The following is a 25642-nucleotide window of genomic DNA, read 5'->3' as shown; positions in this document are numbered from 1 at the left end:
GATCGATGTAACTGCATCTATGAGCGATTTTTCGGACACCGGAGAGCCACGGCCCACCCCGGGCGCCACACAGGCTTGGATCGGCCTGATGCGCGCGCAGCGGCGCGTGCTCCAGGAGATCGAAGCCGACTTCAAGAAGGCTGGCCTGCCGCCGCTTAGCTGGTACGACGTACTCTGGGAACTGGCACAGGCGGACGGCGGCAAGCTGCGCCCCTTCGAAATCGAGTCCCGCACCCTGCTTGCCCAATATAACCTCTCGCGCCTGATCGACCGGCTTGAACGGGAAGGGTTTGTACGTCGCGAGACTTTTGACGCCGATGGCCGCGGGCGCTGGGTGGTTGTCACCGATGAGGGGCGCGCGACGCGCGCGCGCATGTGGCAGGTCTATGCCGCCTCGATCGAGGCGCATGTCGGCGCGAAGCTGAGTGCGGACGATGCGCGGGAGCTGGCACGGCTGCTCGCTAAATTGCAATAGAACGCTAGCTGTCGAGCCCGAAGGATTTCTCCAGCGCCTCCCAAGTCTCGTCCATGGCGAAGGTCGAGGAAAGGTAGGGCAGTGCCACATGGCCGTAGATCGGCGACAGCTGCCATTCGGCCGTCTCTTCATCCACGCCGGCAATCTGCTGCAGGTAGATCGTCGACACCAGGCCGGTCCGGTCGGCGCCGGCCTTGCAATGGATCAAGAGCGGCTTCGGCGCATCGCGCAGGATCGCCATCAGCGCTTCTGTTTGCTTCAGGCTGATGGCCGATGACGAGGACATCGGGAAATTGATGAGACGGATGCCGTTGCGCTGGGCGGCTGCCGCTTCGTCGCGGTACCAGCGGGCATCGCTCTCGCCGCGCAGGTTGAGAATGGTGCGGATGCCGTAGGCCTTCGAATAGGCGACGATCGAACGCGAACTCGGCTGGGCCGACCGGTAGACCTCGCCCGCAACCAGCGTGTGGAAGTTACCCGTCCATTGCAGTGTCACGAGATAAAGCACGCTGACTGCGGCGACGACCGCGACCGCAAGAATGAGGCGACGGGCGAAGCGCTTTGGGCGCAGGATCAATCCTGATAGCATGGACGGGCTTTCAAAAACCTCGAGGATTTGAGGTGTAGCCGGCATCCGTGATGTTTTGATGGCGTGTGTCAGGCAATCAGCGGCGCCGCCACGGCCTTCAGGACATCCCTCGCATCGGCGGGCGCAAGCCGCACCTGCAAGCCCCGCTGGCCGCCATTGATATAGACCTGCGCTTCGGAAAGGGCGGCCTCTTCGATCGCTGTCGGCACCAGCTTTTTCTGCCCGAACGGGCTGATGCCGCCGACATGGTATCCGGTCAGCCGTTCCGCATCGGCCGGCTTCATCATCGCCGCCGATTTGCCACCGAAGGCCGAAGCCAGTTTCTTCATGCTGACTTCGCGATCGGACGGCACGACGCAGCAGACCGGCTTGCCGTCGACCTCAGCCATCAGCGTCTTCAGCACCCGGCTTGGATCTTCGCCCAGTGCTTCGGCCGCCTGCAGGCCGACGCGCTCGGCGTTCGGGTCGTAGTCGTAGGTGTGGACACTGAAGGCAACGCCGGCCTTGGCAAGGGTCTGTGTCGCGCGGGTCGTCTTGGACATCGTGCGGCTCCGGGCGTCAGGCGTTCGCCTTGTCGAACAGGGCGTCGTAGAGGTCGGGCTTGAAGCCGATCAGCAGGTTGCCGTTGGCCTCGAGCACCGGGCGCTTGATCATCGAGGGCTGGGCCAGCATCAGCGCGATGGCCTTGTCGGCATCGAGGTTCTGCTTGTCGGCGTCGGGCAGGTTGCGGAAGGTGGTGCCGGCGCGGTTGAGCACGATCTCCCAGCCAGCCTCTTTGCTCCAGCGATCGAGATGGGCGCGGTCGATGCCCTCGGCCTTGTAGTCGTGGAAGCGGTAGGCGATGCCCTGGCCGTCGAGCCAGGTGCGGGCCTTTTTCATCGTGTCGCAGTTCTTGATGCCGTAGATCGTGACCGTCATTCCCGTGCCCTTCCTGCCTTGCGGCAAATCTGTGCGCGGAGTGATAGCCTCCCTCGGGAAGCGAGGGAAGACTTTGTCTCAGGTCACGCCGGCATAACGACCCGGCCTGTGGTTGATGGCGAGCGTCATGTTGACGACGGCAGCGCCCAGCACGGACAGAACGAGGTTCGCCGGCGGCAGCACGAAGAGGGCCGTGGCGAGGATCGCAAGGTCCACGGCCAGCTGGAAATAGCCGGCGCGGATGCCGAACTTCTCCTGCAGGTAGATCGCCAGAATGTTGATGCCGCCGAGCCCGGTGCGATGGCGAAAGAGAATGAGCAGGCCGGTTCCCATCAGCCCGCCGCCGACAATGGTCGCATAGATCGGGTCGAGCCTGGCGAATTCCACCCATCCCGCCGTCAACTTCGAAAACAGCGCCACCAGGGTGACGGCAAGGAAGGTGCGCAGCGCAAACATCCAGCCGAGCCGTTTGACCGCAAGCACGTAGAACGGCAGGTTGATGAGCGAGAACACCAGCCAGAACTGCGCGCCGGTCGCATACTGCAACAAAAGCGCTAGGCCGGAGGTGCTGCCGGTCAGCAGCATCGCCTTGCTGTAGATGATGACGCCGAGCGACATGATCAGCGTGCCCGTCAGGATCGCCAGCGCATCCTCATAGAGGCGATGGCGCTCCGTGGGCACTTCGGTTGCATCGATCATTCGCTCGGCCTTCATCGTCTTTTCAGTCCTTAGAGGTTCTTGAACTTGCCGATGACGTCACCGACTTCGGCGGTCTTCAATCCGGCAATATTGATGCGGCCGGAACCCGGCATGTAGATGCCGTGCTCGTTGCGGAGCCGCATCACATCCGCCTCTGCGAGCGGCAGCAGCGTGAACATGCCCTCCTGGGCGGCGATGGCGCCAAGTGCCTGCCAGCGGTCGCGCAGGCCTTCGGCCAGCGCGTGACGGATGCCCGTGATGCGCAGCCGCATGGTTTCGAGCTCTTCTCTCCAGTCGCGCGCCAGGTCGGCATCCGACAGGATGGTGCGCACGATGGCGGCACCGTGATCCGGCGGCATCGAGTAGCTGGTGCGGGCGAGGCCGGCGAGGTTGGAGCGGACTGTGTCGGCCGACGAGGATGAGGTGGTGACGGCAAAGATCGCGCCGGTGCGTTCGCGGTAGAGCCCGAACGACTTAGAGCAGGAGACGGCAATCAGCGCTTCCGGAACGACGCCGATGAGGTGGCGAAGACCGACGACATCCTCGTCAAGGCCGCGGCCAAACCCCTGATAGGCGAGGTCGATCAGCGGCAGCAGACCGCGCTCGGCGACGACCGCCGCAATCTCCAGCCATTGCGCCTCGGTGATCACGCCACCCGTCGGGTTGTGGCAGCCGGCATGCAGCAGCACTGCGTCGCCGGCCGAAGCGCCCTGAAGAGCGCTCATCATGGTGTCGAAGAGCACGGTCTGCGACGGCACATCGAAGAATGGATAGCCGGCTGTCTCAAGGCCTGCGGCCTTGAAGATGCTGGCATGGTTCATCCAGCTCGGCAGGCCGATCCAGATGCGCTTGCCGCCCATCTGGCGAATGAGGTCGGCGGCAAGCCGGAGCGCGCCGGAGCCGCCCGGCGTCTGCACGCCGGCAAGGTGGCTGCGATTGACGGTGTCACCGCCGACCAGCGTCCAGAGATGATCGACGAAAACGAGATCGCCCTCGGGCCCGACATAGGCCTTGCTGTCCTGCGCTTCGAGCAACCGCTTTTCTGCTTCCTTGACCGCGCGGAAGATCGGCGTGTGGCCGGTCTCGTCGCGGTAGACGCCGACGCCGAGATCGACCTTTCCAGGGCGCTCGTCCTTGCGATAGAGCCCGATCAGGGCCAGCAACGGATCGTCGGGTTGGCGGGTCAGAGCGTCGAACATGCCGGAATTCCCCCTTGGCAGTGACAGAGTAGCGATGACGGTCGAGAAGGTCGTGCCGGTGGCCACCCTCCGACCGACCGACTGGCCTCTTCAATAAGGCAACCACCGCGCAAAATCGACGACGTATTTGCCACGGAGACAATATTCGCATAGATAAAATTGCGTAGATCGATGCATTTCTTTTGCTGGTTTGCGCGGATCACGGAAAATGCAGAGGGAGGCCTGTCTGATGGCGGAGCGCGGCGCCACCGAACTCGATGCGATCGACAGACGGATCATCCGGCTGCTTGTCGAGGATGCATCGCGAAGCAACAACGAGCTTGCCGCACGGGTCGGGCTGTCGCCGGCGCCGCTTTCACGCCGTCTGGCGCGGCTCTATTCGGCAGGCGTTATCCGGCAAACTGTCGTGGTCGATCCGAAGGCGGCGGGCGTCGGCTTCCAGGCCTTTCTCGAGGTGACGCTGGAGCGAACGGCAAGCAAGGTCGGACAGCGTTTCATCGAGCTGGTATCGCGCATGCCAGAGGTGGTGGAGTGCCACACGGTCGCCGGTGATTTCGACTTCCTCTTGAAGATCGCCGTGCGCGATGTCGCCGACTACAAGCGGCTGCTGTGGAGCGAGTTCGAGCAGATTGGCGAGATCAAGACGCTGCGCTCGACCATCCTGCTCGATAGCCCGAAGATGTCCGCGACGATGGCACCCTGAAATCCGGAACGCCCTGAGGGCGTTCCGGATCAAAGACGCGGGATCAGGCTTCCAGCGGTCCCGGCTTGCGTGCGGCGCTGGACGCCGTTTCGCAGGCGATCTTCATCAGGTCCGAGCGGCGGCGGGCGTGCCGTGTCGATACCCGGGTAACAATCAGCCCGTCCTGCGGGGCGCGGACCTCGATGGCGCCGTCCGACTGGCCGGGACGGTTGAGGATCGTCACCAGCAGATCGCCGGCCTTCACCTTGTCGCCGATATCGCGGTGGAAGAGGATGGCGCCCGATTCCGGGGCGCGGATCATCTCGATGTTGTCGAGCGGCGCGACGATGCCGCCGAAGGCGGGAAGGGCTGCCCTGTCGCCGGCGACCACGCCGCGCGCAACGAGGAAGCGCAACAGGCCCTCGGCGTCCTTGCGTGCCATCTCAGGGTAGACGTCGCGCGTGCCGCGAAGCTCGACCGTGACCGAAAGCCGCCCGGGCAGGGCCGCCTTCTTCTGTCCGGCCGTCTCGTATTTCCAGGCATAGGCGACGGCCTCTTCGAAGGCCGAGCTTTCGCCATCGGACAGAAACACCGCTTCCATGTCGAGCGCTGCAGCAAGGTCGGCCGCTTCCGGCCAGAAGGCGTCGTCGATATAGGCATATTGCAGCGCTTCGTCGTCGCAATGCAGGTCGAGCATCAGCTTTGCCCCGAGCGCCATGTGCAGCAATTGCCGCTTCAGGCGGTCCGTCGCCGAGTAGCGATCGAGATCACTCAGCAGGCTGTCGCGCTCGCCGAGTGCGATCAGCGGGAAGTCGCGGTTGAAATTGGTGCGCGAGCCGAGATCGAACCGGCCCTGCAACTCGCCGAAATGCGACTGCGCCGTGCCGATCGGGTTTGCTTGCGGCACCACGGTTATATCGCCGAGAATGGCGCCGGTCTTCTCAGCCTCGGCGAGCCTCTGCAGGAGGAAATGCGCGGCCGCCGTTCCGGGCAATTCATTGGCGTGCAGCGCCGCCTGGATATAGGTCTTCGGCGCGTCGGGGTTGTTGCCCTTGAAACGGAAGACCGGCAGGCGCCATTCGATGCCTGCGGTATCGCCGGCGATGATGATTTCCGAGATGTCCATGGTCTCCCCCCGCTTGTCTCGTGTCGATGGCTTATCGGCATTCCCGATACGCTTCGCAAGTGGCTAGAAACGGGGAGCACGCACAGCGCCAGACGGCGGAGCGAGGCTTTGACTTTTACCGTGTGGCGGGTGTCTTCTGGTCTCGTTCGCACCAGTGGGAGTTCGCAGATGATCCTGATCGGCCAATATGACTCCCCCTTCGTCCGCCGCGTCGGCATCGCGCTCACGCTCTACGGCATGGAATTCGAGCATCGCCCCTGGTCGTCCTTCGGTGATGCGGACAGGCTGCGCGCCTACAATCCGCTGACGCGCGTGCCGACCCTGGTGCTCGACGACGGCACTGCACTGGTCGACAGCCACATCATCCTCGACTACCTCGATGGCCTGGTTCCTGAGGATTGCGCGATGTTTCCAAGGTCCGAGCCGGCACGGCATCGGGCGCTAAGGATTGCGGCGCTCGCAAGCGGGCTCGGCGACAAGGCCGTCAGCCTGTTCTACGAGAAGCGCCTGCACAGCGAAGTCTCCACCCTCTGGGTCGACCGCTGCCGTCGACAGATCGAGACAACGCTTGCCACCCTTGAGGCCGGACGGGCGGAAGGCGTTTCGGAGTTTTGGTTCGGCGAGCACATCGGCCATGCCGATATCGCCGTCGCGGTGGTGCTGCGTTTCCTGTGCGATGTTCATCCCGAGCTGATCGCGATCTCCAACTATCCGGCCTTGCGGGCGCATGGCGAAAAGCTGGAAGCGCTCACCGTCTTCCAGGCTATCAGCCAGCCTTTCATCGCACCGACGTAAGGCCAAACCGAGCGTAGGCGCCGAGGGGTCGCGTGCCCGACTCAAGGCATAGCAGGGCCGGCGCAAAACTCTCGCACCGACCCGGGCCAATGTCGGGTTCACATAAGGTGGCGGATCATTCCGTATCGAGAAAGCTGCGGATCGCCTTCGCCGTCGCTTCGGGCTGTTCTTCCATCAGCCAATGGCCGGATGCCGGAATGACCACCTCAGTGACATTGTCTGCGGCGGCTCTGGCAACGACGGCCATGGTCGGGCCGAAGGATTTCTCGCCGCCAACGGCCAGCACCGGCATGCGGAGCTTGCCCTGTTTCAGGAAGCCCTGGTTGTCGATGACGTCCTGGTCGAAGGCTGCAAACTGGGCAAAGCCCGCCCGCATCGCGCCCGGCTGGGCGTAAAGCTTGGCATAGTGTTGGCGCGACGCCTCGTTCCACTTCGTCGGATCGGCGGAGAATTCGTTCCAGAAGCGGTCGAGGTAGATGCGCTCGCGGCCGGCAACCAGACGTTCCATGTCAGGCCCGCCGAAGCGGAAGTGCCAGAGCAGCGGGCTCTTCAGAATTTCGTCCCAAGGGCCGATGCCGGGAAGCGGCGCGTCCATCAGCACCAGTTTCGTCGTGCGGTCCGGATACTGGGCGGCAAAGGCGTAACCGACCATGTTGCCGATGTCGTGTGCGACGACATCGACCTTGTCGGCCTTCAAGGCGTCGAGCACGCCGGCGATATCCTGGGCTTCGTTCTTCTTGTCATAGCCGGTCGTCGGCTTCTCCGAGAGCCCCATGCCTCTGAGGTCGGGCACGATGACGCGGTGGTCGCGGGCAAGCTCCGCCGCAAGCGGGACCCACATGTCGCCGGTCTCGCCGTAGCCGTGCAAGAGAACGATGGTCGGGCCTGATCCGCCGACGCGCACGTGAAGGGTCGTGCCGTTGGTGGCAACGTTCTCGGCCGTAAATGTTGCCGGATAAGGCTTGATGTCGGCCAGTGCCGGCGCGGCAAAGGCGATCGTGGCAGCGGCGATGAAGGAACGAAGCATGGGTCTCTCCTGTTTGTCGGCGTCTGCCGAATGGCGTTTCGATGGAGAGAAGATGACAGTGATGCGCTGTTCGAACTAGCCGCCGCAAGACGGACTTACTGTTCGGAGATACCGAACACAGCATACGGCATTTGCGCGGTTGCTCAGCGATGGAGATGGAACAGGGCGCGCTTTGGCGCCCTGGAAAACTCAGATGTCCGTTCGCCTGATCTCTACATCGGCGGCATCTTGTCGAACTTCGGTAGCGTCGGATCGAGGTGATCCCAGGCGTAGCCGCGTGATCCATAGGTGACGGCATCGGGCTTGTAGCGGCTCGGGTCGTCGAGGCTCGCCGCGCGCACGGTGAAGACGTCCGGCATGGCGGCAAAGGTCATGTAGACGGGCGAACCGCAGGTGGGGCAAAAGGCCCGTGTCTTCACGTTGCCGCTGTCGGCGACCATGTCCCACAACGTCGCCTCGCCTTCGAGCTTCACGCCGTCTCGCTGGAAGCTCAGGTGCGATCCGTGCCCGGTGCCGCTTTCTTGCTGGCAGTCGCGACACTGGCAGTCGTTCGAGAAAATCGGTTCTCCCGATATTTCGTAGCGGATCGCGCCGCAGGCGCATCCACCGATATAGGACTTGCTCATCACATTCCTCCTGCTTTGGTTTGGGGAAACAAGGCGTGCCGCAGCGATCGGCGACGCCGGCCGTTCTCTTTCATGGCTTCAAATGTTTGGGGCAGGCCCGGAGCCGATATCGGTTCGGGCGTGCGCGGCATCGCAACCGTTCGGTGCGCCTGACGATCTGACGACCGATCCAGCCCGCAAACTGCGTCGCAGTCTGCGCGGTGCGATCAGCTCTGTTCGTCTGTGACGACGCCGATCTTCGAAAGAACTTTCGTCCAGCCCTGGCTCATGTTCTTGAAAGCCGTGTCGTTCCTAGGCGTCACGAAGCCGGAATGGACGAGCCGGAGGCGTGTGCCGCCGTCGACCCTCGACAGCGTCCAGGTGACGACCGTGTCGAGGCGGGAGCCATAGCCGATGTTGCCCTCGTGTCCGCCTTTCCAGGCGTAAACGAAGCGCTCATTGGGTCGGACCTCCAGCACCTTGCAGTGGATGACACCATCCCATTCGCCGGCCGCCGTCGTCTGGAAGGTGAAGCGGTTGCCTGCGACCGGTTCAAAACCTGACGGGACCATCATCCAGCGGCTCATCAAGGCGCCGCTCGTCAGCGTCTTCCAGATCGTTTCCGGGCTGTGAGGGAAGACTTCGTCGACCACGATGTCCTGGGTGTGGGGCTGCAATGCTACCTCATTCATGGATCGATCTCCTTCAAGAGAGTGCGCAGATCTGCAAAACGTTCGCGCCAGAAGACGCCGTAATGGTTCATCCAGGCGACCAGCGGCTCGAGGCCCGCCGGCTGGGCGCGGTAGTAGACGTTGCGACCCTCGGGGCGCTCGGTGACGAGGCCCGCCTGCTTCAACGATTTGAGGTGCTGCGAAATCGCACCCTGCGTCACGCCGCTGCCGCGCGTCAGCTCGACCACCGTGATCTCGTCGGCGTTGGCGATGCGCTCGAACACGGCGCGCCGGGTCGGATCGGCAAGTGCGCGCATGATGGTGGTGATGGGTGCGGCTTCAATCATGATAAAATCATTAGTGCACACTGATTGATTAGTCAATGCTATTCTTTCTGCGGACGTTGCGGAGGGGCAAAGCCGAAGTGCCGGGCCGATACCGGCAACAAAAAAGGGGCATGCCTCGGCCCGCCCCTTCTCGCATTCTTCGACGGTTGCTCCGCAAGCGGACAAAGCGCTTGCGGCGCCGATCGCTATCGGATTGCAGTTGCCTGCGACCACACGACCACCCATCGGTCGTCGCGATACTCGTATGCATCGGTGTGCCAGTAGTCGCTGCGAGGGACGGCGTGCCCGTCAAAGACGACTTCGAGCTGGGCGCGATAGCGGATGATAGCAGACTCTTCGTAGAGGCGTACGGCCATTTCGGCCGGCTGCCACGAGAGGTACTTGATCCGGCCGGCCGCGATGGCTCCCAGATACGCGTCTCTTGAAAGCGATAGGCCGATCGGCGTTATCAGCTGGAAGTCGGCAGCGTGGAACTGGCGCGCCAGCGCGACATCGGCGCTGACCAGGGCGCGCAGCCGGGCCCGTTCCGTCTCCCGCAGGATCTCGGCGTCTTGCGCCTGTCGTGTGATGTCGGCTTCTGCTTGCGTCATGGTTGGTCTCCATCTCGAGGGGTGGGAGATCGCTGATCTCCCCGTATGTCATCAACGTTGCCGGCCTGGGGCGATGCTATGCGCCGACCGAAACGGCAGGCACCAACCCCAGGGCGATGAGGCTTTGTGCGCTGGCGCAGATGCAGTCTTCCTCCGGGCGTGAGCGCCAGTTGAGCATGCGTCTGGCTTTCGACGCATCGACGCTGAGGTCGCGGCCAAGCTCGTGAACGATCGTACGGGCATTGGGGTCGGTCGATGCCATCGCCCGGATGATCTCGTCGGGAACCTCGCCGCGCGGCAGTCGCGCGGCATGCTCGGGAAAGGTGCGCGCCAGGAGGGCGACCAATTCCTTGAGCCAGAAAAATCGGCCGCCGACAATGAAGCGCTGGCCGCCGGCGGCAGGGTGGGTCATGGCCGTGATGTGAGCATCGGCAACGTCGCGCGCGTCCACGACCGAAAAGCCGAAGCGGGGAATGCCTTCGAAACGGCCTGTCATAAGATGATAGATCAATCCGACGGAGGTCCCGAAATCGCGCCCGAGCAACGGACCGAGGATCACGCTCGGATTGATGACGGCAAGATCGAGGGCGGTCTCGTGCGCGAATGTCCAGGCGGTGCGCTCGGTCAGGGTTTTTGACTTGTAGTAGGGTGTCGCCCGCGGGCTTTCCGGATCGGTCCAGTTGTCTTCGGTAAACGGCGCATGCCCGTCGCCGTGATTGGTGGCGGCAACGGACGATGTCAGAACGACCCGCTCGACATGTGCCCGGTGTGCGGCGGTCAGGACGCGCAGCGCGCCTTCGCGCGCCGTGTCGATCAGTGCCTGCTCATTTTCAGGGAAACCCGGCGGAAACGGCGACGCCGTGTGAATGACATAGCGGCAGCCTTCGACGGCCTCACGCCAGCCCTCATCTGAATCGAGATCGGCCTGGACGAAGCCCAGCCGCTGCAATTCGCCCGGGGCTTGCGCGCCAAGCTGGCTTCGGATGGCCTCGCACTTTCCCATGTTCCGCAGGCTGCCTCGAACCCGATAGCCGTGCTTGAGCAATTGAAGGCCCACATGGCTCGCGAGAAATCCGCCGATGCCCGTGACCAGCACGGTGTCCTCTCGGCCTTTTGTTTCGGCAAGACGCATCGGGGCTCCTTCTGGCAACGCCGGAATGGCAGCCTTTTCGAATTAGACAAATGGACTTAATGTGTCTGATTGTCTCTTTGACACTTTGGACCCGAAATGTCAATGTGTCTCAATGATGCCGACTGATCCAAAAACGATGCAGATTCTCGATGCCGCATTGCCGGTGTTTGTACGCTACGGCATCCGCAAGACGACGATGGCCGACATCGCCCGCGCTGCCGGGATTTCGCGGGCCTCGCTCTATCTCAGCTTCAGCAGCAAGGAGGACGTGTTTCGGGCCGGTTCCGCCCGCGCGCACAGGCAGACGATGGTCGAGGTCGAGGTGGCGCTGAAAGGGCAGGGCAGCGTTTTCGACCGCATCGAAGCAGCGGTCACGACTTTTCAAAGGGGACTGATCGTTCCTCTGGGCGCCAGTGCGGATGCAAGGGAACTGTTCGAGATCAATATGGCGCTGGCTGCCGATATTACGCTGGAGACGCGGCAACGCTTCCTCGACCTGTTGTCGCTGGCTCTGCGCGAAGCTGCGGACAAGGGGGACATCAACCTGGATACGGTTGATACCGAGCCTGCCGATCTTGCCGGCATAATTCTCGCGGCGATGAGCGGTATCAAGGAGATGCGCGGCGCGGAGCCCGATCTCGGAGACAACACAAGGCTGTTCATGCGGCTCTTGCGCGCGGCGGTGACGCCCCACACGATCGCGGGCTAGACGAAGGCGCTTCCGCATTTCCGATCTCAGATCCAGCAGTGGCGGCTCGCCTCCATGGCGCGGAGCCTGCATCGGGAGTTCGTCCGAGGGGACGCATGCTGTCTGCCATTGCGGCGCCGTATCCCGTCGGCAAGCCCCTCCGCCGTGAACCGGTCCCCCAAAATTTTTCAAAGCGCCGCGATCCGTTTTCGCTCTCTCCGTCGTCCTTGATGTGTCAGAAACAAAAGGAGACATGTCATGTCCGACGAACCCGTCATCTTGATCAATCTGCTGAAGGTCAAACCAGGGAAGCAGGATGCGCTGGTGGCGCTCTTGAAGCGCAACACCGACACGGTCGTCCGCACGCTTGAAGGCTGGAAGGCGACCCGGTTGATCGCCGCAAACGACGGCGCCGGCGTCGTCATCTATTCCGAGTGGGAGAGCCCTGCAGCCGTTGAGGCGATGCGCAGCGACCCGCGCATGCAAGCCTATTTCCCTGAGATTCTTGAGATGGCGAGCCTCGAAACGATCGTCGGCTCGGCGGTGTTTGGCGAAGCCCGGTGAGGATCGGCAGCACACAGGTTTGCGCCACATAAGCAACGGAGGAGCCGCAATGGCCCGCATGGTCGTGATTTACCCAACACCCGAGAACGTCGAGGCATTCGACCGGCATTACTTCGAGATCCACGTGCCTCTCGCCAAGAAGATCCCGGGGCTCCGGAAATATGAGGTCAGCGACGGTCCGATCGCAACGCCAGTCGGACCATCAAGCATTCATCGCATCGGAACGCTGCATTTCGACGACCTTGCCGCGATTAAAAAGGCGTTCGCGAGCCCGGAGGGCCAGGCGGCTGCGGCGGACCGACGGCTTTTTGCGCCCGACGACTCGGGCGTTCAAATGTTCCTTTTCGATGACAGGGACGTTTGAACAGATGCTGGCGGTTGGCCGTTTGCACAGGCCGCAAATATCGTATGGTCAGAGTAGAGGGGACCTGAGGGAATGACCGTGATCAAAACAGTTTTTGTCCTCGTCCATGGCGGTTGGCACGACCGCTCGACATGGAACAAGGTGACGCCGATCTTGGACGCCAATGGCTTCTCGGCTTTGACGCTTGACCTCCCTGGCGCAGGGGTCAATGCCATCGCCCCACCGTCGCTCGGCCTTTTCCCGTTCGACCCCGCAACGTTTGCCACCGAACCGTCACCCAGCGCCGGCATGACGCAGCTGGAGAGGACGGAGGCAGTTGTCGAACTGGTAGAAGAGGCGGCCGCACTCAGCGGCGGCAAGGTCATTCTGGTTGGGCATTCGGCCGGGGGGATGACGGTTTCGGCAGTCGCCGAACGGATTCCGACCCTGCTTTCCGCGGTCGTCTATATCGCCGGGTTCATGGTGCCGAATGGCATGCCGTTGCTGGCGATGCTCCAGCACGAGACCATGTCGTCAGCTCTGTCGCCCGGACTGTTCGTGGGTGACCCCGTCGCCATCGGCGCGACAAGGATCAATCCGGGATCGACGGACGAAGCCTATCGGTCGCTTCTCAAGGCTTCGTTTTATGACGATGTCTCGGAGGCTGAATTCGCGCATGCGGCGTCACACCTGCATTACGACGAATCGAATGCCGGCGCCTTGGCACCATCGGAAATTACGCCTGAACGATTTGGCAGCGTGCCGCGCCACTACGTCCGCACCACTCGGGATTGCGCGGTTCCTCTGGCTGGCCAGGATCACATGATCGCGACTATGGATGGTGCGATCGGCGGCAAGACAACGACCCACACTTTGGAGAGCAGCCACTCGCCATTCCTGTCGCAACCGGCCAAGCTGTCGACGATACTGATCGAAATCAGCACATCGTCCCAAGCGGAACGGGTCGGTGCCGAAGGTCTCGTTGCATGAACACGGACCCGTTCGAAGACCGTCTGAACGCGCTCAGACCGCGCCTCCATCGCTATTGCGCGCGCATGACGGGTTCGGCGGTTAATGGCGAGGATGTGTTGCAGGACACGCTCGTCAAGGCGCTGAACGCACGCGCCCAGGGCGTCGAGGTCGACAACCTCGAGGGCTGGCTGTTTCGCATCGCCCACAACACGTGCCTCGATTTCCTGCGCGAGCGGTCGCGCAACACGGTCGTTTCGCTTACCGAGGACGTCGAGGCGGCGCCGATACCCGACGCGGAAATCGTCGCTGTCAGCTTCCAGACGTTTCTGCGGTTGCCTGAACTTCAGCGCTGCGCCGTGATCCTCAAGGATGTCCTCGGCCATTCGATCGACGAGATCGCCGGGATCGCGGGCTGCTCGTCGGCAGCCGCCAAATCGGCGCTGCAGCGCGGACGCGTTGCCCTGCGTGAGATTGCTCGGGCGTCCGAAGACATCAGGCTGCAGCTGATGTCAGAGCCCGACCGGCGGAAGATTGCCGCCTATGTCCGCCTCTTTCAGAGCGGCGATTTCGACGCAATCCGCGCCATGCTCGCCGATGACGTCAAGCTCGATCTGGTAAACCGGCTTCAGCTCGAAGGGCGCGACAGGATCGCCCCCTATTTTACCCGCTACGGCGAGGTTACCAAGTGGCAGTTCGCTTTCGGTGCGGTCGAGGGGCAGCCGGCCATGCTGGTCTTCGACAGCACTGGCCCGATGGAACGACCTGCCCATTTTGTCCTGATCGGCTGGTCGGAAGACCGGATCATCCGGATCCGGGATTTCCTGTTCGCGCCCTATGTGCTCGAAGCCATCGATTGGGTGCGGTTGGACTAGCGGGCTGGCCGAGTGCCCGCATCGTTGGGCTCGACGGCGTGAGGATCATGCCGCCGGCATTCGCCGCCGGTCAGCGCGGCGGGGAAACGGGCGGAACGCCCAATCGTCCGATTGGTATGATTTCCGGTGCAGTCGCGTCAAAGCGCCTGCCATCCCAGCCGCCAAGCCATTGCTCGACGACGAGCCCTGCTTCCTCCATCATCGAGACGAGGTCTTCGTATGACGGGAAGGCAATTTTCGACTGCGCCGAACAGGTGCTGTCGTCGGCGGCGATCCGGTAGAATGTATCGTATTCCACGACGCCGGTCCCCGGGTCATGCCGCACGTCGTTCCACGCCAGCACCTCGCCCAAGCCCGGATGAACGATAACCCGCTCGGATTCGGCAGGCGTCCATTCCTTCCACTCTTCGACCCCAGGATTTCGGCTGTCGAAGATGAAATGTCCTTGCGGCGAGAGATGTTCGGCTATCGTCTTCAGAGCTGCAAGTTGATCCGCTCGCGTGAGGAAGACCTGGAACGCATGGCCGCTGAGCAGCACCAGGTCGAAAGTCTCTTGCAGGCGGATGGTTCGCCCATCGCCCTCGACCCACCGCACACGGTCGCCGCCGGGCCTTTGTCTTGCGACGTCGAGCATCGCGGCGGCGGGATCGACGCCGACGACGCGTTTGCCGCCCTTTTGCGCGAGAGCCACTGCCAAAAGGCCGGTGCCGCACCCGAGATCGAGGATCGAGGTGCGGCCGGATGCCATGGTGTTGAGATATTCGCTGTCGGCGGTCCAGCCGTTCTCGATGTCGTAGAACTCTACAAGACTTGGATCGTTATAGAGTTTGTCCGTCATCGAGATGGCCTAGATCATTCCCACTCGATCGTGCCGGGTGGCTTCGACGTCACGTCGTAGACCACGCGGTTGATGCCACGGACCTCGTTGATGATGCGCGTTGCGGCACGGCCGAGGAATTCCATGTCGTAATGGTAGAAGTCGGCGGTCATGCCGTCGACCGAGGTGACGGCGCGAAGGGCGCAGACGAACTCGTAGGTGCGGCCGTCGCCCATGACGCCGACGGTCTGCACCGGCAAGAGCACGGCGAATGCCTGCCAGATGGCGTCGTAGAGGCCGGCCTTGCGGATCTCGTCGAGATAGATCGCATCGGCTTCACGCAGGATCTCGAGCTTCTCGCGGCTGATGCCGCCCGGGCAACGGATGGCGAGGCCCGGTCCCGGGAAGGGATGGCGGCCGATGAAGCTGTCCGGCAGGCCGAGTTCGCGGCCGAGCACGCGGACCTCGTCCTTGAACAGCTCGCGCAGCGGCTCGACCAGCTGCATGTTCATGCGGTCCGGCAGGCCGCCGACATTGTGGTGCGACTTGATCGTCACCGACGGACCGCCGGTGAAGGAAACGCTTTCGATGACGTCGGGGTAGAGCGTGCCCTGGGCAAGGAAATCCGCGCCGCCGAGCTTCTTTGCTTCTTCCTCGAACACCTCGATGAACAGGCGTCCGATGATCTTGCGCTTGGTCTCCGGATCGATCTGGCCTTCCAGTTCGCCGATGAAGCGATCGGAAGCGTCGACGTGCAGCAGGTGCAGATTGTAGTGCTCCTGGAACATGGCGACGACATTCTTCGCCTCGTCCTTGCGCATCAGACCATGGTCGACGAGGATGCAGGTCAGCTGGTCGCCGACAGCCTCATGGATCAGGAGCGCCGCAACCGAGCTGTCGACGCCGCCCGAAAGCGCGCAGATCACCTTCTTGTCGCCGACCTGCTTGCGGATCGCGTCCACCGCCTTGGCGCGGTAGGCCGACATAGACCAGTCGCCCTTGATGCCGGCGATCTTGTGCACGAAGTTGGCGATCAGCTTGGCGCCGTCAGGCGTGTGCACCACTTCCGGGTGGAATTGCACGGCGTAGTACTTGCGCTTCTCGTCGGCGATGAAGGCGAACGGCGCGTTGGCCGAGGTGGCGACGACTTCGAACCCTTCTGGGATCGCGGTGACGCGGTCGCCATGCGACATCCACACCTGGTGGCGCGAGCCGAGCGACCAGACGCCGTCAAACAGCGCGCAGTCCTTCTCGACTTCGAGGAAGGCGCGGCCGAATTCGCGGTGATGGCCGCTCTCGACCTTGCCGCCGAGCTGGGCGCAGATGGTCTGCTGGCCGTAGCAGATGCCGAACACCGGCAGGCCGGAATCGAAGATCACCTGCGGCGCGCGTGGCGAGCCGATGTCGAGGGTGGAAGCGGGGCTGCCGGAGAGGATGATGGCCTTCGGCTTCAGCCGCTGAAAACCTTCTTCCGCCGATTGGAACGGCACGATTTCGCAATAAACACCGGTTTCGCGCACGCGCCTGGCGATGAGCTGCGTCACCTGGCTGCCGAAATCGACGATGAGAACGGTGTCGGGATGGGCTGTCTGGGTCATGTCGGGCCTTCAAACAAGCTTGATCATGGCGAGCCTTTAATCAAAGCCCGTCTTCTGCGCAACGATTAGATTGCACCCGGACAATCCCGGGCTTTCAGAGCCTGATCTCTCCGGTGCCGATCGCCACCTCAAGCCTGTCGATGACGCCGGCGAGCTTCTCGTCGATGACGTGCAAATACTCCGTCCAGTCGCTCACATGCTTGAGCTCGGCCTTGCCGTCGGAAATGCCGCGAAGGGCAATCAGCGGCACATCGAACGCCTGGCAGGCGCGCAGCACCGCATAGGTCTCCATCTCCACCATGTCGGCGTCGATACCGTCATAGGCGATACCGGAGACGATGTTGGCGCCGGTCGAAAGCCTGGCCTCCTTGACGCCGGGGATGCGCAGCGGCAACGACACGACGGCGGGAAGATCGAGAAAAGGCGTCGCGCCTTTCTCGAAACCGAGCGCCGAGGCGTCCATGTCGCGGTAGCCGACCGATATCGCCTGATAGACTTCGGTCTGCTCGAGCCTGGCGGCACCCGCTGAACCGAGGGACACGACGAGGTCGGGAAGATCGCCTTTGGCGGCTAGGCCGGCCAGCGTCTTCGTCAGCGTCACGGCGGCTTCGACCGGGCCGACGCCGGTCATCAGCGGCGCGATCCGCGCCTTCAGATGCGGGCCGTACTCGGCATCGACGGCCATGACATAGAGAACCTGGCGACCGGCGACGTCCTTCATTGCAAAACTCATCCTTCGATATCCTCGCGTCCGCGGATCACCATCATCGTGCCGGTCATCGAGGCGATCAGCTTGGCCGGTCCGTCCGAGCGGATCGCATAGCCGCGACCGTCGGAGACGATGATCGTCGTGCCGGGCTTGGTGACTTCGCCGCGAAACAGGAAGCGCTCGCCGCGTCCCGGCGACAGGAGGTTGACCTTGAACTCGATTGTCAGGATCGAGGCATCCGGGTCGATGACGGAATAGGCGGCGTAGGTACCGGCAGCGTCGAGAGCTGCGGAGATCACGCCCGCATGCAGGAAACCGTGCTGCTGCGTCAGCTTGTCGTCGAAGGGAAGTTCGATCTCGACGGTGCCCTGCTCGACCAATGTCAGTTCCGCGCCGATCGTTTCCATCGCCGCCTGCCGTGCGAAGCTCTCCCGGATGCGCCTGCGGAAATCTGGGGGATCGCTGTCGTCCATCAGTCTTTACGGCCCTGGTTGTCGCGGAAGGCCCGTTGCCTTCCATATTGAGCGACAGTGGCATGGCCGCACCGGTGCGACAAGCTCAATTCATGAGGAAAATCGAGCCGTTGAGCACTGTCGCAAACGCCACCCAGGCGAGATAGGGCAGGAACAGCAGCGCCGAAACGCGATCCTTGTTCCAGCTTGCGACGATGACGCCGGCAACCGCAATCAACAAAGCGATGATGACGATCAAGGCCGAGGAGATGTCCTGCATGCCAAAGAATAGCGGCGACCACAGGAAGTTGAGGATCATCTGCGCCAACCACAATCGCATGGCCGCAGTGCGGCGATGGTCGAGAAACAACCGTGCTCCGACAAAGCCGATCATCACATAGAGGATCGACCAGACCGGCGCGAAGATCCAGTTGGGCGGGTTGAAGGCCGGCTTTGCCAGAGCCTGATACCATTCGCCGGGGATGTTGTTGTAGCCGATGAGAAGCCCGAGACCGAGGACGGCTGCGATGAAGACTGCGTAGACGAGGGTTCTGTTCATGCCATCGACAGATAGAGCGCGCTTCAGAGCTTTCCAGCATGGATGGCCGTTTCGAAGCGGCGGGACGCCACCTATATCTCTGACATGAAAAGCTTCCGCCGCATCGACATCCGTCCGGCCGGACCGGACGACATCATGATGATCGCCTCCGTCATCGTCGAAACCTGGCGATCGACCTTTCGCGGGCTGATCTCCGATGACTTTCTCGATGCCATGAGCATCGAGGAGCAGGCGCTTCGCCATGCCAGGCGCATGCGCGTTGCCGATGTCTTCCATCTGGTTGCCGTCGACATGAGTACGCACCGCGTTATCGGCTTTGCCAATTACGGCAAGGCCCGCTCGATGCCGCCGCGTTTCGATCGCGAGCTCTATGCGCTTTACATTCTGAAGGAGTTTCAAGGGGCGGGTATCGGCTCGGGACTGGTGCGCAGCGTTGCCGCCCATTGCCGGGAGATGCGCGCGGCGTCGCTGTTTGCCTGGGTGCTGTCGAGCAATCCGAACCGGGCATTCTATGAGCGCCTTGGTGCCGTTGCGGTCGGCCAGGCGCAGGTCAGCCTCGGCGGCGAAAACCACGACCAGACCGCCTACCGATGGGACAATCTGGCAAAGCTCGCCGGCGAGGGCCGGTTTTCGGCCTGAAGCCTGCGGTCAGGACCGAGCGAGCCGGACGATATGCTGGTCCCAGGCGACGGGGTTTTCATGGTCCCTGAAGCGGCCGTCATAGGACGACACGGCAAAGCCGTGATCGGCGGCGGCGACACCGGCAGCGTCGGTCACGTGCTCTTGCCTGAGCACGACGCCGGAACGCGCATCGAGCGTCACGGCAATGCCACCCTTCGGCGAGGTCAAGCCGATCAGACCCTCGTTCCGGTTGACAGCGATGGCGCCGACATAATTGGCAAGCGCCTCGGTGGTGCTGTCGGGCAGGGACACGAAAGCAAGATCTTCGCCGGGGGAGAAATGGCCGACAAGCGGCGGCAGGTCGTCGCGGGCGCCTTCATACTGGCAGGCAAACCAGATCTCGCCCTTCGGGCCGATACCGACATGGCGGGTGGAAAGACGGCTGAGATCGGCAGGCAGCGTGTGCTTCTGGACCAGCGCGCCGGTCTCGGTGTCGACCAGCGTCAGGCTCGGCTCCATGTGGTCGAGGTTGAGCTTGGTGCGGCCGAAGTCCGGATGGGTCTCAATGCCGCCATTGGCGATAGCGAGCATGCGACCATCGACGGATAGCGTCATGTCGTGCGGGCCGATGCCGTAGGTCGGGAACTCGCCGACGCGGGCGAAATGTTTGCTGCCGTCATAGATGCCGATCATGCCGCGATTGGCGGCAAAGTCGTTTTCGGTGGCGTAGAGCAGCCGGCCATCGGCGGAAAAGCAGCCATGGCCATAGAAGTGCCGGCCTTCGGCGGCGGCAATGACCACCGGTGCGGCGCTGCCGTCGGTCGAAAGGATCATCGCATAGGTGCCGGGGCGGCGCGCGAAGGCCACCATCCGCTTGCTGGCGGCCGAATGGGCCATGCCGTGGGCGCGTGCCGGAAGCACCGTGCGCTCGACGATCTCGCCGGCCTCGGTCAGCGTGGCAACGCCGTAGCGTCCATCCGGGGCCATGAAGGCCGAGGCAAAGACCGCATCGGCGCGTTCAAGGGCAAAGGCGCCGCGAGCCCCGAGCGTCGCCACCCAGGCGGCGCCGGCCATCTTGATGAAGTTGCGTCGGTCGATCAGATCCGTGGTGGCGCCCATGCCATTCCCGCCTGCCATTTGATCGGGCCGACAGCGCAACTCCGCTGCCGGACCTTTCTTAAGATGTAGCAGATTGCTCTTTCAGAGCCAGCCCCGCCGCTTGAAGTAGAGGAACGGCACGATCGCCGAAAGCACCATCAGCGCCAGGGCGTAGGGGTATCCGAACCGCCATTGCAACTCCGGCATAACCTCGAAGTTCATGCCATAGATCGAGGCGACCAGCGTCGGCGGCAGGAACACGACGGCGGCGACCGAGAAGATCTTGATGATCTGGTTCTGCTCCAGATTGATCAGGCCGAGCGTTGCGTCGAGCAGGAAGTTGATCTTGTTCGACAGGAACAGCGCGTGGTCGCCGAGCGAGGTCGCATCGCGCTGGATCAGCTTGATCCGCTGCCGGCTTTCCTTTGCCGCCTTGCGTGGACCGATGCCCTCGAGCGCCACATGATAGGCGACCAGGCGACCGATGCTGACGAGGCTTTCGCGCACGATCGTCAGGAGGTCGCCCTTCTGGCCGATCTGCTCGATCAACGACTGCAGGTCGCGCGTCTTCTTGGTGGCGCTGGCATTGGTCTTGCGGAACACGTCACGCGAAATGCCGTCGACCTCGCTTCCGGCCCGCTCCAGCGCGTCGGCGGTGCGGTCGATCATCGCTTCCAAGAGCCCCAGCATCACCAGTTCGCCCGTTTCGCAAACTTGGCCGTTGGCCTTCTGCAGCCTGTTGGCATAGGTCTGGAACGGCTTCGGGTCGGCGTGGCGCACGGTCACGAGCGTTGCGCCCTTGACGATGAAGGTCACGGGCACCTTGGCCGGATAATCGCTGTCGAGCTTGGCAACCGCCGTCATGGTCATGAACTGGGCGCCGTCTTCCTGGTAGAGACGGTCGGACAGCTCGATTTCCTGCATTTCATCGCGGGTCGGGATCTCGATACCGAGCTGGCCCTGGACCAGTCGGGTCTCTTCCGCGGACGGGTTGAGCAGATCGTACCAGATGACAGGCGTCGGCGAGGCAAGGCCGTCGAGCATATCGACGAGCACGAGATGGCTGTTCTGGCTTTTGTAGATGCGCAGCATTTAGGGCTCCATAGGGCGAGTCATCCGACCGCCACGAAGCCCTGATCAATCAGGACCGAACGGTCGTGAGCATGAAGGCTCGACTTCGACTGTCGGGGTTCATTGCAAGTTGATCCTTGTGGTGAAACGTGCCCGCGAGAGCGGACACGGGGAGCGCTTTGCGCCCAAACGGGGGGATTGTCAACACCTCCAGCGCCGTGCGTCTCTTCAGACGCGCAACGGTAGCTGGAGCACCTTGGGACGCTGCATGTTTCCTGAAAACATGCAGCCGGTGGACGGCGACCAGCTCAGTCGCCGTCGGCAAACGAGAAGCCGGCGCCAAGGCCGATGGCGCCGCCGAAATCCTTGTTAAGCCGGTCGAGCAGATCGGCGGTGTTGAGCGTGAGAAAATCGAGCTTGGCGCGGCTCTTGTCGTCGGCAATGGCATCTGCAATCGGACCGTCGATGTTCTGGGAGATGCCTATGACGGATTTGAAGACGAAGTCCGCCGATCCGGCGACCGACCGGCTGTCTTCGGGAAGCAGGCTTTGCATGTCGGCCGCATCGAACAGGGTCTTGAGGCCGGCGATGTTGGCGGCGATCGAGGGCATGGTGTTCTGCGACCGCCAGTAGATCGCCGATTTCGGATGGCCCTTGTCCGGGACGCCATCGACGGTTCCGGCGTAGAACGGCTTCAGCCGTTGGTCCTTCACCATTTCGACGCCATGCACGAAAATGCCGAGCAGCTCGGTTGCCGCTTCCTTGCTGTCGCGAAACTCAGGGTTTCCGGGGCCGGGCTTCTTCCAGGCCGCCTGGATGCCGTCAGGCTTTTGCCATTCCGCCAGGAACTCGTTGGCGATTGCGTCGAGGTTCTGAGAGATGGCCATAGCATAGCGGCAGCGGAAATCGCCTTCCTTGCCCGCCAGCACCTCGGAGCCGTTGCCGTAGAGCACGTATTCCAGCGCGCCCAGTCCTTGCGCCGCAACGCTCTTGCCCTTGAGCGATGCAACGTCAGTCGCCGTCTCGTCCCTCTTGGCAAGAATGGCCTGCACCTGCTTCAGGCCCGTGCTCTTGCGGTCGGGGTAGAACAGGAAGCGCTCGAAGCGGTTCTGTTCGAGCGCCGGTCCGAGACGGATGATTTCGACCGTGGACCAGGCCTGCACGAGTTCGGAAAATGCGGCTTGCGCCTTCTCCTTCGACGCCGTCGACGGCGTTTCGCAAAGATCTGTCGATGTCTTCGTCAGCGCCGCGGTCTTCTCCGACAGGTTGCGGTAGCCGGGGATGATGAAATCGTCGACCGCCTTCGCCATCACGGCCGGCACGGCAGCCTCGTTGACGACGCGCGGCGACAGCGCACTTCCTTCCTGCGCCACCGCGGGCAGGGATAGGGCGGTCAGCGCAAGGCCGAAGGCAAGCGAGGGCATGGGGGACATCAAAGGGACTCCAGGAATGCGATGAGGTCACGGCGGTCGCGCGTGGAAAGGCGGGCGAAGGCGTCGCGGGCAGCCTGGCCTTCGCCGCCGTGCCAGAGAACGGCTTCCGTAAAATTACGGGCGCGCCCGTCGTGAAGCAGATAAGTGTGGCTGCTGACGGTTTTCGTCAGGCCGATGCCCCAAAGCGGCGGCGTGCGCCATTCGCTGCCGTTTGCGCTGCCCACGGCCTGGCCATCGGCAAGACCTTCGCCCATGTCGTGCAACAGGAAATCGGAATAGGGCCAGATCAACTGAAACGCCTGGGCTTTGTGAGAGGCATCTCGGCGCGTCACGAATTTCGGCGTATGGCAGGCCGTGCAGCCGATTTCGTAGAAGACCTGCTTGCCGCGCAATGTCTTCGGAAAGCTTGCCTGGCGGCGGGCAGGAACGGCGAGGTTGGCGGTGTAGAAGGTCACGAGGCCAAGCACCGGATCAGGCGCCTCGACGGTGCCAAGGCGTGCCTGAACGCCGGTGGGCATGGCAAGGCAGGCGGTCTGCGCCTGGGTGCAGTCACCGTGGCTGCGGTCGGCATCCGGCGTCGACAGGCCGATGTCGGCAGCGAAGGCATCCGCCGTCTGCTGTCGGATCGTCGGGTTTTGCGCTTTCCAGCCGAAACGGCCGAGCATCATGTTGCCGGTGCTGCGGTCGCGGGCGAGCGCCGCGCGTCCGCTGATGCCGTCGCCGTCGCGATCGTCGGGATCGGCGCCCGCCAGAATGTCGGCCTCATGGATAGCTTCGATCAGCCCGAGACCGATCATCTGCGGTGCTACGCGAGGCGAGAGCGTCGTTGTGGGGTCGAGATCGCCATAGCTCAGGTCGGTCACCGTATAGGATGGCTTGCGCAGGAAGACGAGTTCGCCGTCGGCCAATGTCACCGGCAGCTCCGAGTAGGCCATCTTCATATGACCTTCGGCAGCAAGTCCCGGAACGGCGCTATCCTGCAGCTGACTACCATAGACAGGGTCGGGAAAGTTCGGCAGATCGTAGTTGGCCAGCATCTCGCGCTCACGCTCATTGCGCGGCTCGCGCGCCAGACGGTAGAGCATCGATGTGGCGTCAGGCGAACCCTCCGGCGGGCGGCCTCGCCCGTCGCGCGGATGACAGCTTTCACAGGCCCGGGCGTTGTAGAGCGGCCCCAATCCATCCGACGCCTGGGTCGAGGAGGGCGACGACACCCAGAGTTTCTCGAAGAGCGCATCGCCCAGCTTGAAGGCTTCCTCGTCCGAGAAGGCAAGATTGGCGGAAAACAGCGTGAAGCTGTCCTGGTCGACAGTGGCGATCGAGGTCCCGGCGCCACCGGACATTGCCTCATATCGCTCGGCTTTGGAAAAGTCGGTCGTTGACCGGACGGTGGTTTCAACGCGGCTGCGGTCGGATTCGGAAAGATCGTCGCGTGTCAGCTGCAGGTTGGAGGCGTCGTCAGACGCAGAAACAGCTGTTGCAAGCAGGCAGAGCAGCGCTGCGAGCTGTCGCGACAGGAATTGGACAGTCCGTGCATTCATCGACTGAGGATCGGGCCGCGTTGTTGCGACGCGGCCCGCCTTTTCAACTCATTGGAACACAGCGTTAGGATTATCCAAGCTGTCGGAACCTTCAAGCTCAATTGTTCCAAGATCGAGCGAAGCGATGACGCGCTGCACGGTTTTGGCCTGGGCGATAAGTCCGTCGATCGCAGCCTGGACGGTGGCATTGCCCTCGGCATTGCCTTCGCCGATCATCTGGTCGTAGGCCTCGACGGTTTCGGCGCGCTTGGCCATCGCCTGCATCTTCTCGACGGTGGTGGCCAGGTCCTTGGTCATTTCCTTGTCGAGAGCCGCATCTTTGGCGGCAACCAGCTCGGAAAGCGAGGCGCCGGTCAGCTTGGTGCCGTCGACGCGGGTATAGTCGCCGGTATAGGCCGACTGGATCCCGATCGCGTCATGCAGGTGCGAGTTGTGCGTGTTGTCGGAGAAGCAGTCGTGCTCTTCTTCCGGATCGTGCAGCAGCAGGCCGAGCTTCATGCGTTCACCGGCAAGCTCGCCATAGGAGAGCGATCCCATGCCGGTCAGGATGGCGGTCAAGCCAGCCTTCGGGTCGGCTTCGACGGCTTTGGTCGCCGCACCATCCGGCGTCCAGTTGGCGACCATTTCCTTCAGGTCGGAGACGAGCAGCTCGGAGGCAGCCTTCAGATAGGCGGCACGGCGGTCGCAATTGCCGCCGGTGCAGGCCTTGGTGTCGTAATCGGTGTAGGGGCGGTTGCCGGCGCCAGCCTTGGTGCCGTTCGTGTCCTGACCCCAGAGCAGGAATTCGATGGCGTGATAGCCCGTGGCGACGTTCGCCTCGATGCCGCCGGCTTCCTGGAGGGTGCCTGCCAGCAATTCCGGCGTGATGTTGGTGGCATCGACGTCCTTGCCATCGATCTTGATCGCCTTGTTGGCGATCACATTGGCGGTGAACAGGCCGTTCTCGTCGCTTTCGCTGCCGTAGCTCGGGTCGACATAGTCGATCAGGCCTTCGTCCAGCGGCCAGGCGTTGACCTTGCCTTCCCACTCGTCAACGATGGCGTTGCCGAAGCGGTAGACTTCCGTTTCCTGGTACGGGTTGCGGGCCTTGAGCCAGGCCTCGCGCGCCGCCTTCAGCGTCGCTTCGCTCGGGGTCGCGATCAGCGCGTCGATCGCCTTGTCGAGCGCCTGCGCCGTGATCAGCGCATCTTCGAACTTGGCATGTGCAACGACGGTGTAGTGCTTGACGACGGCGGCTGCATCGGTGGCAGCCTCTGCCGGCTGCAGGGCCAGCGTCGACGTTGCCGTCATGAGCGCCAGCGCCGCGGCGCGGATGAAATTCTTGGTCATGACCCTCTCCTGTTCTTTTCCCGGCGGGACCGGAACGGACACCGCGGGACGGCGTCATCGCTCGGCGAGGGTCGTTGGACATCCCCCACAGACCCGCCGGAGCCCGATTGTCATGAACCA

The 25642-nt window shown here is 62.9% G+C and carries 31 protein-coding genes; 9 read left to right on the top strand and 22 right to left on the bottom strand.

The window, feature by feature from the left end:
* Window positions 1–19 precede the first annotated feature (19 nt).
* Complete coding sequence (locus tag BLJAPNOD_RS01730) at window positions 20–475, top strand: MarR family winged helix-turn-helix transcriptional regulator (RefSeq protein WP_244610993.1); 456 nt, start codon at window positions 20–22, stop codon at window positions 473–475.
* Window positions 476–479: 4 nt separating this feature from the next.
* On the opposite strand, the gene BLJAPNOD_RS01725 is transcribed toward BLJAPNOD_RS01730, so the two are convergent.
* The 5 genes from BLJAPNOD_RS01725 to tatA all read right to left on the bottom strand — a co-directional run bounded on the left by BLJAPNOD_RS01725 (window position 480) and on the right by tatA (window position 3880).
* On the bottom strand, window positions 480–1064 hold the full coding sequence (locus tag BLJAPNOD_RS01725) for a dual specificity protein phosphatase family protein (protein ID WP_115418702.1): 585 nt from the start codon (window positions 1062–1064) through the stop codon (window positions 480–482).
* A gap of 68 nt (window positions 1065–1132) precedes the next feature.
* Window positions 1133–1606 (bottom strand): Cys-tRNA(Pro) deacylase, encoded by a 474-nt coding sequence (gene ybaK, locus BLJAPNOD_RS01720; protein ID WP_115418701.1) that lies wholly within the window; start codon window positions 1604–1606, stop codon window positions 1133–1135.
* A gap of 16 nt (window positions 1607–1622) precedes the next feature.
* A complete protein-coding gene (locus tag BLJAPNOD_RS01715) occupies window positions 1623–1982 on the bottom strand; it encodes an ArsC family reductase (protein WP_115418700.1) in 360 nt (119 codons plus the stop codon).
* A 78-nt stretch (window positions 1983–2060) separates the two neighbouring features.
* Window positions 2061–2681, bottom strand: coding sequence for a YitT family protein (locus tag BLJAPNOD_RS01710; protein ID WP_115421090.1), 621 nt, complete (start codon window positions 2679–2681; stop codon window positions 2061–2063).
* 29 nt (window positions 2682–2710) lie between these two features.
* Window positions 2711–3880: a tyrosine aminotransferase gene (gene tatA, locus BLJAPNOD_RS01705; RefSeq protein WP_115418699.1), complete on the bottom strand. Its 1170-nt coding sequence runs from the start codon at window positions 3878–3880 to the stop codon at window positions 2711–2713.
* A 229-nt stretch (window positions 3881–4109) separates the two neighbouring features.
* On the opposite strand from tatA, the gene BLJAPNOD_RS01700 reads away from it, so the two are divergent.
* Window positions 4110–4583, top strand: a complete 474-nt coding sequence (locus BLJAPNOD_RS01700) for an Lrp/AsnC family transcriptional regulator (RefSeq protein WP_115418698.1) — start codon at window positions 4110–4112, stop codon at window positions 4581–4583.
* A 43-nt stretch (window positions 4584–4626) separates the two neighbouring features.
* Here BLJAPNOD_RS01700 and BLJAPNOD_RS01695 read toward each other — a convergent pair whose 3' ends face one another.
* Window positions 4627–5688, bottom strand: a complete 1062-nt coding sequence (locus BLJAPNOD_RS01695; protein WP_115418697.1) for a succinylglutamate desuccinylase/aspartoacylase family protein — start codon at window positions 5686–5688, stop codon at window positions 4627–4629.
* A 168-nt stretch (window positions 5689–5856) separates the two neighbouring features.
* Here BLJAPNOD_RS01695 and BLJAPNOD_RS01690 point away from each other — a divergent pair, with 168 nt between their 5' ends.
* A complete protein-coding gene (locus BLJAPNOD_RS01690; RefSeq protein WP_115418696.1) occupies window positions 5857–6483 on the top strand; it encodes a glutathione S-transferase N-terminal domain-containing protein in 627 nt (208 codons plus the stop codon).
* A 115-nt stretch (window positions 6484–6598) separates the two neighbouring features.
* Here BLJAPNOD_RS01690 and BLJAPNOD_RS01685 read toward each other — a convergent pair whose 3' ends face one another.
* The 6 genes from BLJAPNOD_RS01685 to BLJAPNOD_RS01660 form a co-directional block, all read right to left on the bottom strand.
* On the bottom strand, window positions 6599–7510 hold the full coding sequence (locus BLJAPNOD_RS01685) for an alpha/beta hydrolase (RefSeq protein ID WP_115418695.1): 912 nt from the start codon (window positions 7508–7510) through the stop codon (window positions 6599–6601).
* Window positions 7511–7722: 212 nt separating this feature from the next.
* Complete coding sequence (locus BLJAPNOD_RS01680) at window positions 7723–8136, bottom strand: GFA family protein (RefSeq protein WP_077503091.1); 414 nt, start codon at window positions 8134–8136, stop codon at window positions 7723–7725.
* 206 nt (window positions 8137–8342) lie between these two features.
* A complete protein-coding gene (locus BLJAPNOD_RS01675) occupies window positions 8343–8807 on the bottom strand; it encodes an SRPBCC domain-containing protein (RefSeq protein WP_115418694.1) in 465 nt (154 codons plus the stop codon).
* Window positions 8804–9133 (bottom strand): metalloregulator ArsR/SmtB family transcription factor, encoded by a 330-nt coding sequence (locus BLJAPNOD_RS01670; RefSeq protein WP_115418693.1) that lies wholly within the window; start codon window positions 9131–9133, stop codon window positions 8804–8806. Before BLJAPNOD_RS01670 ends, BLJAPNOD_RS01675 begins: the two co-directional genes overlap by 4 nt.
* 185 nt (window positions 9134–9318) lie before the next feature.
* Window positions 9319–9723, bottom strand: coding sequence for a nuclear transport factor 2 family protein (locus BLJAPNOD_RS01665; RefSeq protein WP_115418692.1), 405 nt, complete (start codon window positions 9721–9723; stop codon window positions 9319–9321).
* A gap of 76 nt (window positions 9724–9799) precedes the next feature.
* Window positions 9800–10855, bottom strand: a complete 1056-nt coding sequence (locus tag BLJAPNOD_RS01660; RefSeq protein ID WP_115418691.1) for an aldehyde reductase — start codon at window positions 10853–10855, stop codon at window positions 9800–9802.
* A 112-nt stretch (window positions 10856–10967) separates the two neighbouring features.
* Between BLJAPNOD_RS01660 and BLJAPNOD_RS01655 the strand changes: the two genes are divergently transcribed.
* From BLJAPNOD_RS01655 to BLJAPNOD_RS01635, 5 genes are all read left to right on the top strand, one after another.
* Window positions 10968–11564: a TetR/AcrR family transcriptional regulator gene (locus BLJAPNOD_RS01655; protein WP_115418690.1), complete on the top strand. Its 597-nt coding sequence runs from the start codon at window positions 10968–10970 to the stop codon at window positions 11562–11564.
* A gap of 237 nt (window positions 11565–11801) precedes the next feature.
* Window positions 11802–12107: an antibiotic biosynthesis monooxygenase family protein gene (locus tag BLJAPNOD_RS01650; protein ID WP_077503085.1), complete on the top strand. Its 306-nt coding sequence runs from the start codon at window positions 11802–11804 to the stop codon at window positions 12105–12107.
* Window positions 12108–12156: 49 nt separating this feature from the next.
* Window positions 12157–12471, top strand: a complete 315-nt coding sequence (locus BLJAPNOD_RS01645; RefSeq protein WP_115418689.1) for an EthD family reductase — start codon at window positions 12157–12159, stop codon at window positions 12469–12471.
* Window positions 12472–12543: 72 nt separating this feature from the next.
* Window positions 12544–13440 carry an alpha/beta fold hydrolase gene (locus BLJAPNOD_RS01640; protein ID WP_115418688.1) on the top strand — a complete coding sequence of 299 codons (897 nt, stop codon included), beginning with the start codon at window positions 12544–12546 and terminating at the stop codon, window positions 13438–13440.
* Window positions 13437–14294: a sigma-70 family RNA polymerase sigma factor gene (locus BLJAPNOD_RS01635; RefSeq protein WP_115418687.1), complete on the top strand. Its 858-nt coding sequence runs from the start codon at window positions 13437–13439 to the stop codon at window positions 14292–14294. The genes BLJAPNOD_RS01640 and BLJAPNOD_RS01635 overlap by 4 nt, the downstream gene beginning before the upstream one ends.
* Before the next feature lie 70 nt (window positions 14295–14364).
* On the opposite strand, the gene BLJAPNOD_RS01630 is transcribed toward BLJAPNOD_RS01635, so the two are convergent.
* The 5 genes from BLJAPNOD_RS01630 to BLJAPNOD_RS01610 all read right to left on the bottom strand — a co-directional run bounded on the left by BLJAPNOD_RS01630 (window position 14365) and on the right by BLJAPNOD_RS01610 (window position 18429).
* Window positions 14365–15132, bottom strand: a complete 768-nt coding sequence (locus BLJAPNOD_RS01630; protein WP_115418686.1) for a class I SAM-dependent methyltransferase — start codon at window positions 15130–15132, stop codon at window positions 14365–14367.
* Between the two features lie 14 nt (window positions 15133–15146).
* Entirely contained in the window at window positions 15147–16709 is a 1563-nt protein-coding gene (gene guaA, locus BLJAPNOD_RS01625) for a glutamine-hydrolyzing GMP synthase (RefSeq protein WP_115418685.1), read from the bottom strand.
* A 94-nt stretch (window positions 16710–16803) separates the two neighbouring features.
* Entirely contained in the window at window positions 16804–17442 is a 639-nt protein-coding gene (locus BLJAPNOD_RS01620; RefSeq protein ID WP_115418684.1) for a 5'-methylthioadenosine/S-adenosylhomocysteine nucleosidase, read from the bottom strand.
* On the bottom strand, window positions 17439–17891 hold the full coding sequence (locus tag BLJAPNOD_RS01615; protein WP_077503078.1) for a PaaI family thioesterase: 453 nt from the start codon (window positions 17889–17891) through the stop codon (window positions 17439–17441). Before BLJAPNOD_RS01615 ends, BLJAPNOD_RS01620 begins: the two co-directional genes overlap by 4 nt.
* Before the next feature lie 85 nt (window positions 17892–17976).
* Window positions 17977–18429 (bottom strand): TspO/MBR family protein, encoded by a 453-nt coding sequence (locus tag BLJAPNOD_RS01610; RefSeq protein ID WP_077503077.1) that lies wholly within the window; start codon window positions 18427–18429, stop codon window positions 17977–17979.
* Window positions 18430–18513: 84 nt separating this feature from the next.
* Here BLJAPNOD_RS01610 and BLJAPNOD_RS01605 point away from each other — a divergent pair, with 84 nt between their 5' ends.
* Entirely contained in the window at window positions 18514–19068 is a 555-nt protein-coding gene (locus tag BLJAPNOD_RS01605) for a GNAT family N-acetyltransferase (protein ID WP_115421089.1), read from the top strand.
* A 9-nt stretch (window positions 19069–19077) separates the two neighbouring features.
* Here BLJAPNOD_RS01605 and BLJAPNOD_RS01600 read toward each other — a convergent pair whose 3' ends face one another.
* From BLJAPNOD_RS01600 to BLJAPNOD_RS01580, 5 genes are all read right to left on the bottom strand, one after another.
* Window positions 19078–20169 carry a DUF1513 domain-containing protein gene (locus tag BLJAPNOD_RS01600; RefSeq protein WP_115418683.1) on the bottom strand — a complete coding sequence of 364 codons (1092 nt, stop codon included), beginning with the start codon at window positions 20167–20169 and terminating at the stop codon, window positions 19078–19080.
* An 81-nt stretch (window positions 20170–20250) separates the two neighbouring features.
* Complete coding sequence (locus tag BLJAPNOD_RS01595; protein ID WP_077503181.1) at window positions 20251–21240, bottom strand: magnesium transporter CorA family protein; 990 nt, start codon at window positions 21238–21240, stop codon at window positions 20251–20253.
* 287 nt (window positions 21241–21527) lie between these two features.
* Complete coding sequence (locus BLJAPNOD_RS01590) at window positions 21528–22652, bottom strand: imelysin family protein (RefSeq protein WP_115418682.1); 1125 nt, start codon at window positions 22650–22652, stop codon at window positions 21528–21530.
* Window positions 22652–24193: a di-heme oxidoredictase family protein gene (locus tag BLJAPNOD_RS01585; protein ID WP_115418681.1), complete on the bottom strand. Its 1542-nt coding sequence runs from the start codon at window positions 24191–24193 to the stop codon at window positions 22652–22654. The genes BLJAPNOD_RS01590 and BLJAPNOD_RS01585 overlap by 1 nt, the downstream gene beginning before the upstream one ends.
* Window positions 24194–24241: 48 nt before the next feature.
* Entirely contained in the window at window positions 24242–25522 is a 1281-nt protein-coding gene (locus BLJAPNOD_RS01580) for an imelysin family protein (RefSeq protein ID WP_077503073.1), read from the bottom strand.
* Window positions 25523–25642 lie beyond the last annotated feature (120 nt).

The sequence above is a fragment of the Ensifer sp. M14 genome (assembly GCF_003355565.1).
Taxonomy (GTDB): domain Bacteria; phylum Pseudomonadota; class Alphaproteobacteria; order Rhizobiales; family Rhizobiaceae; genus Ensifer.
This window is presented reverse-complemented; position numbering and strand designations above follow the sequence as displayed.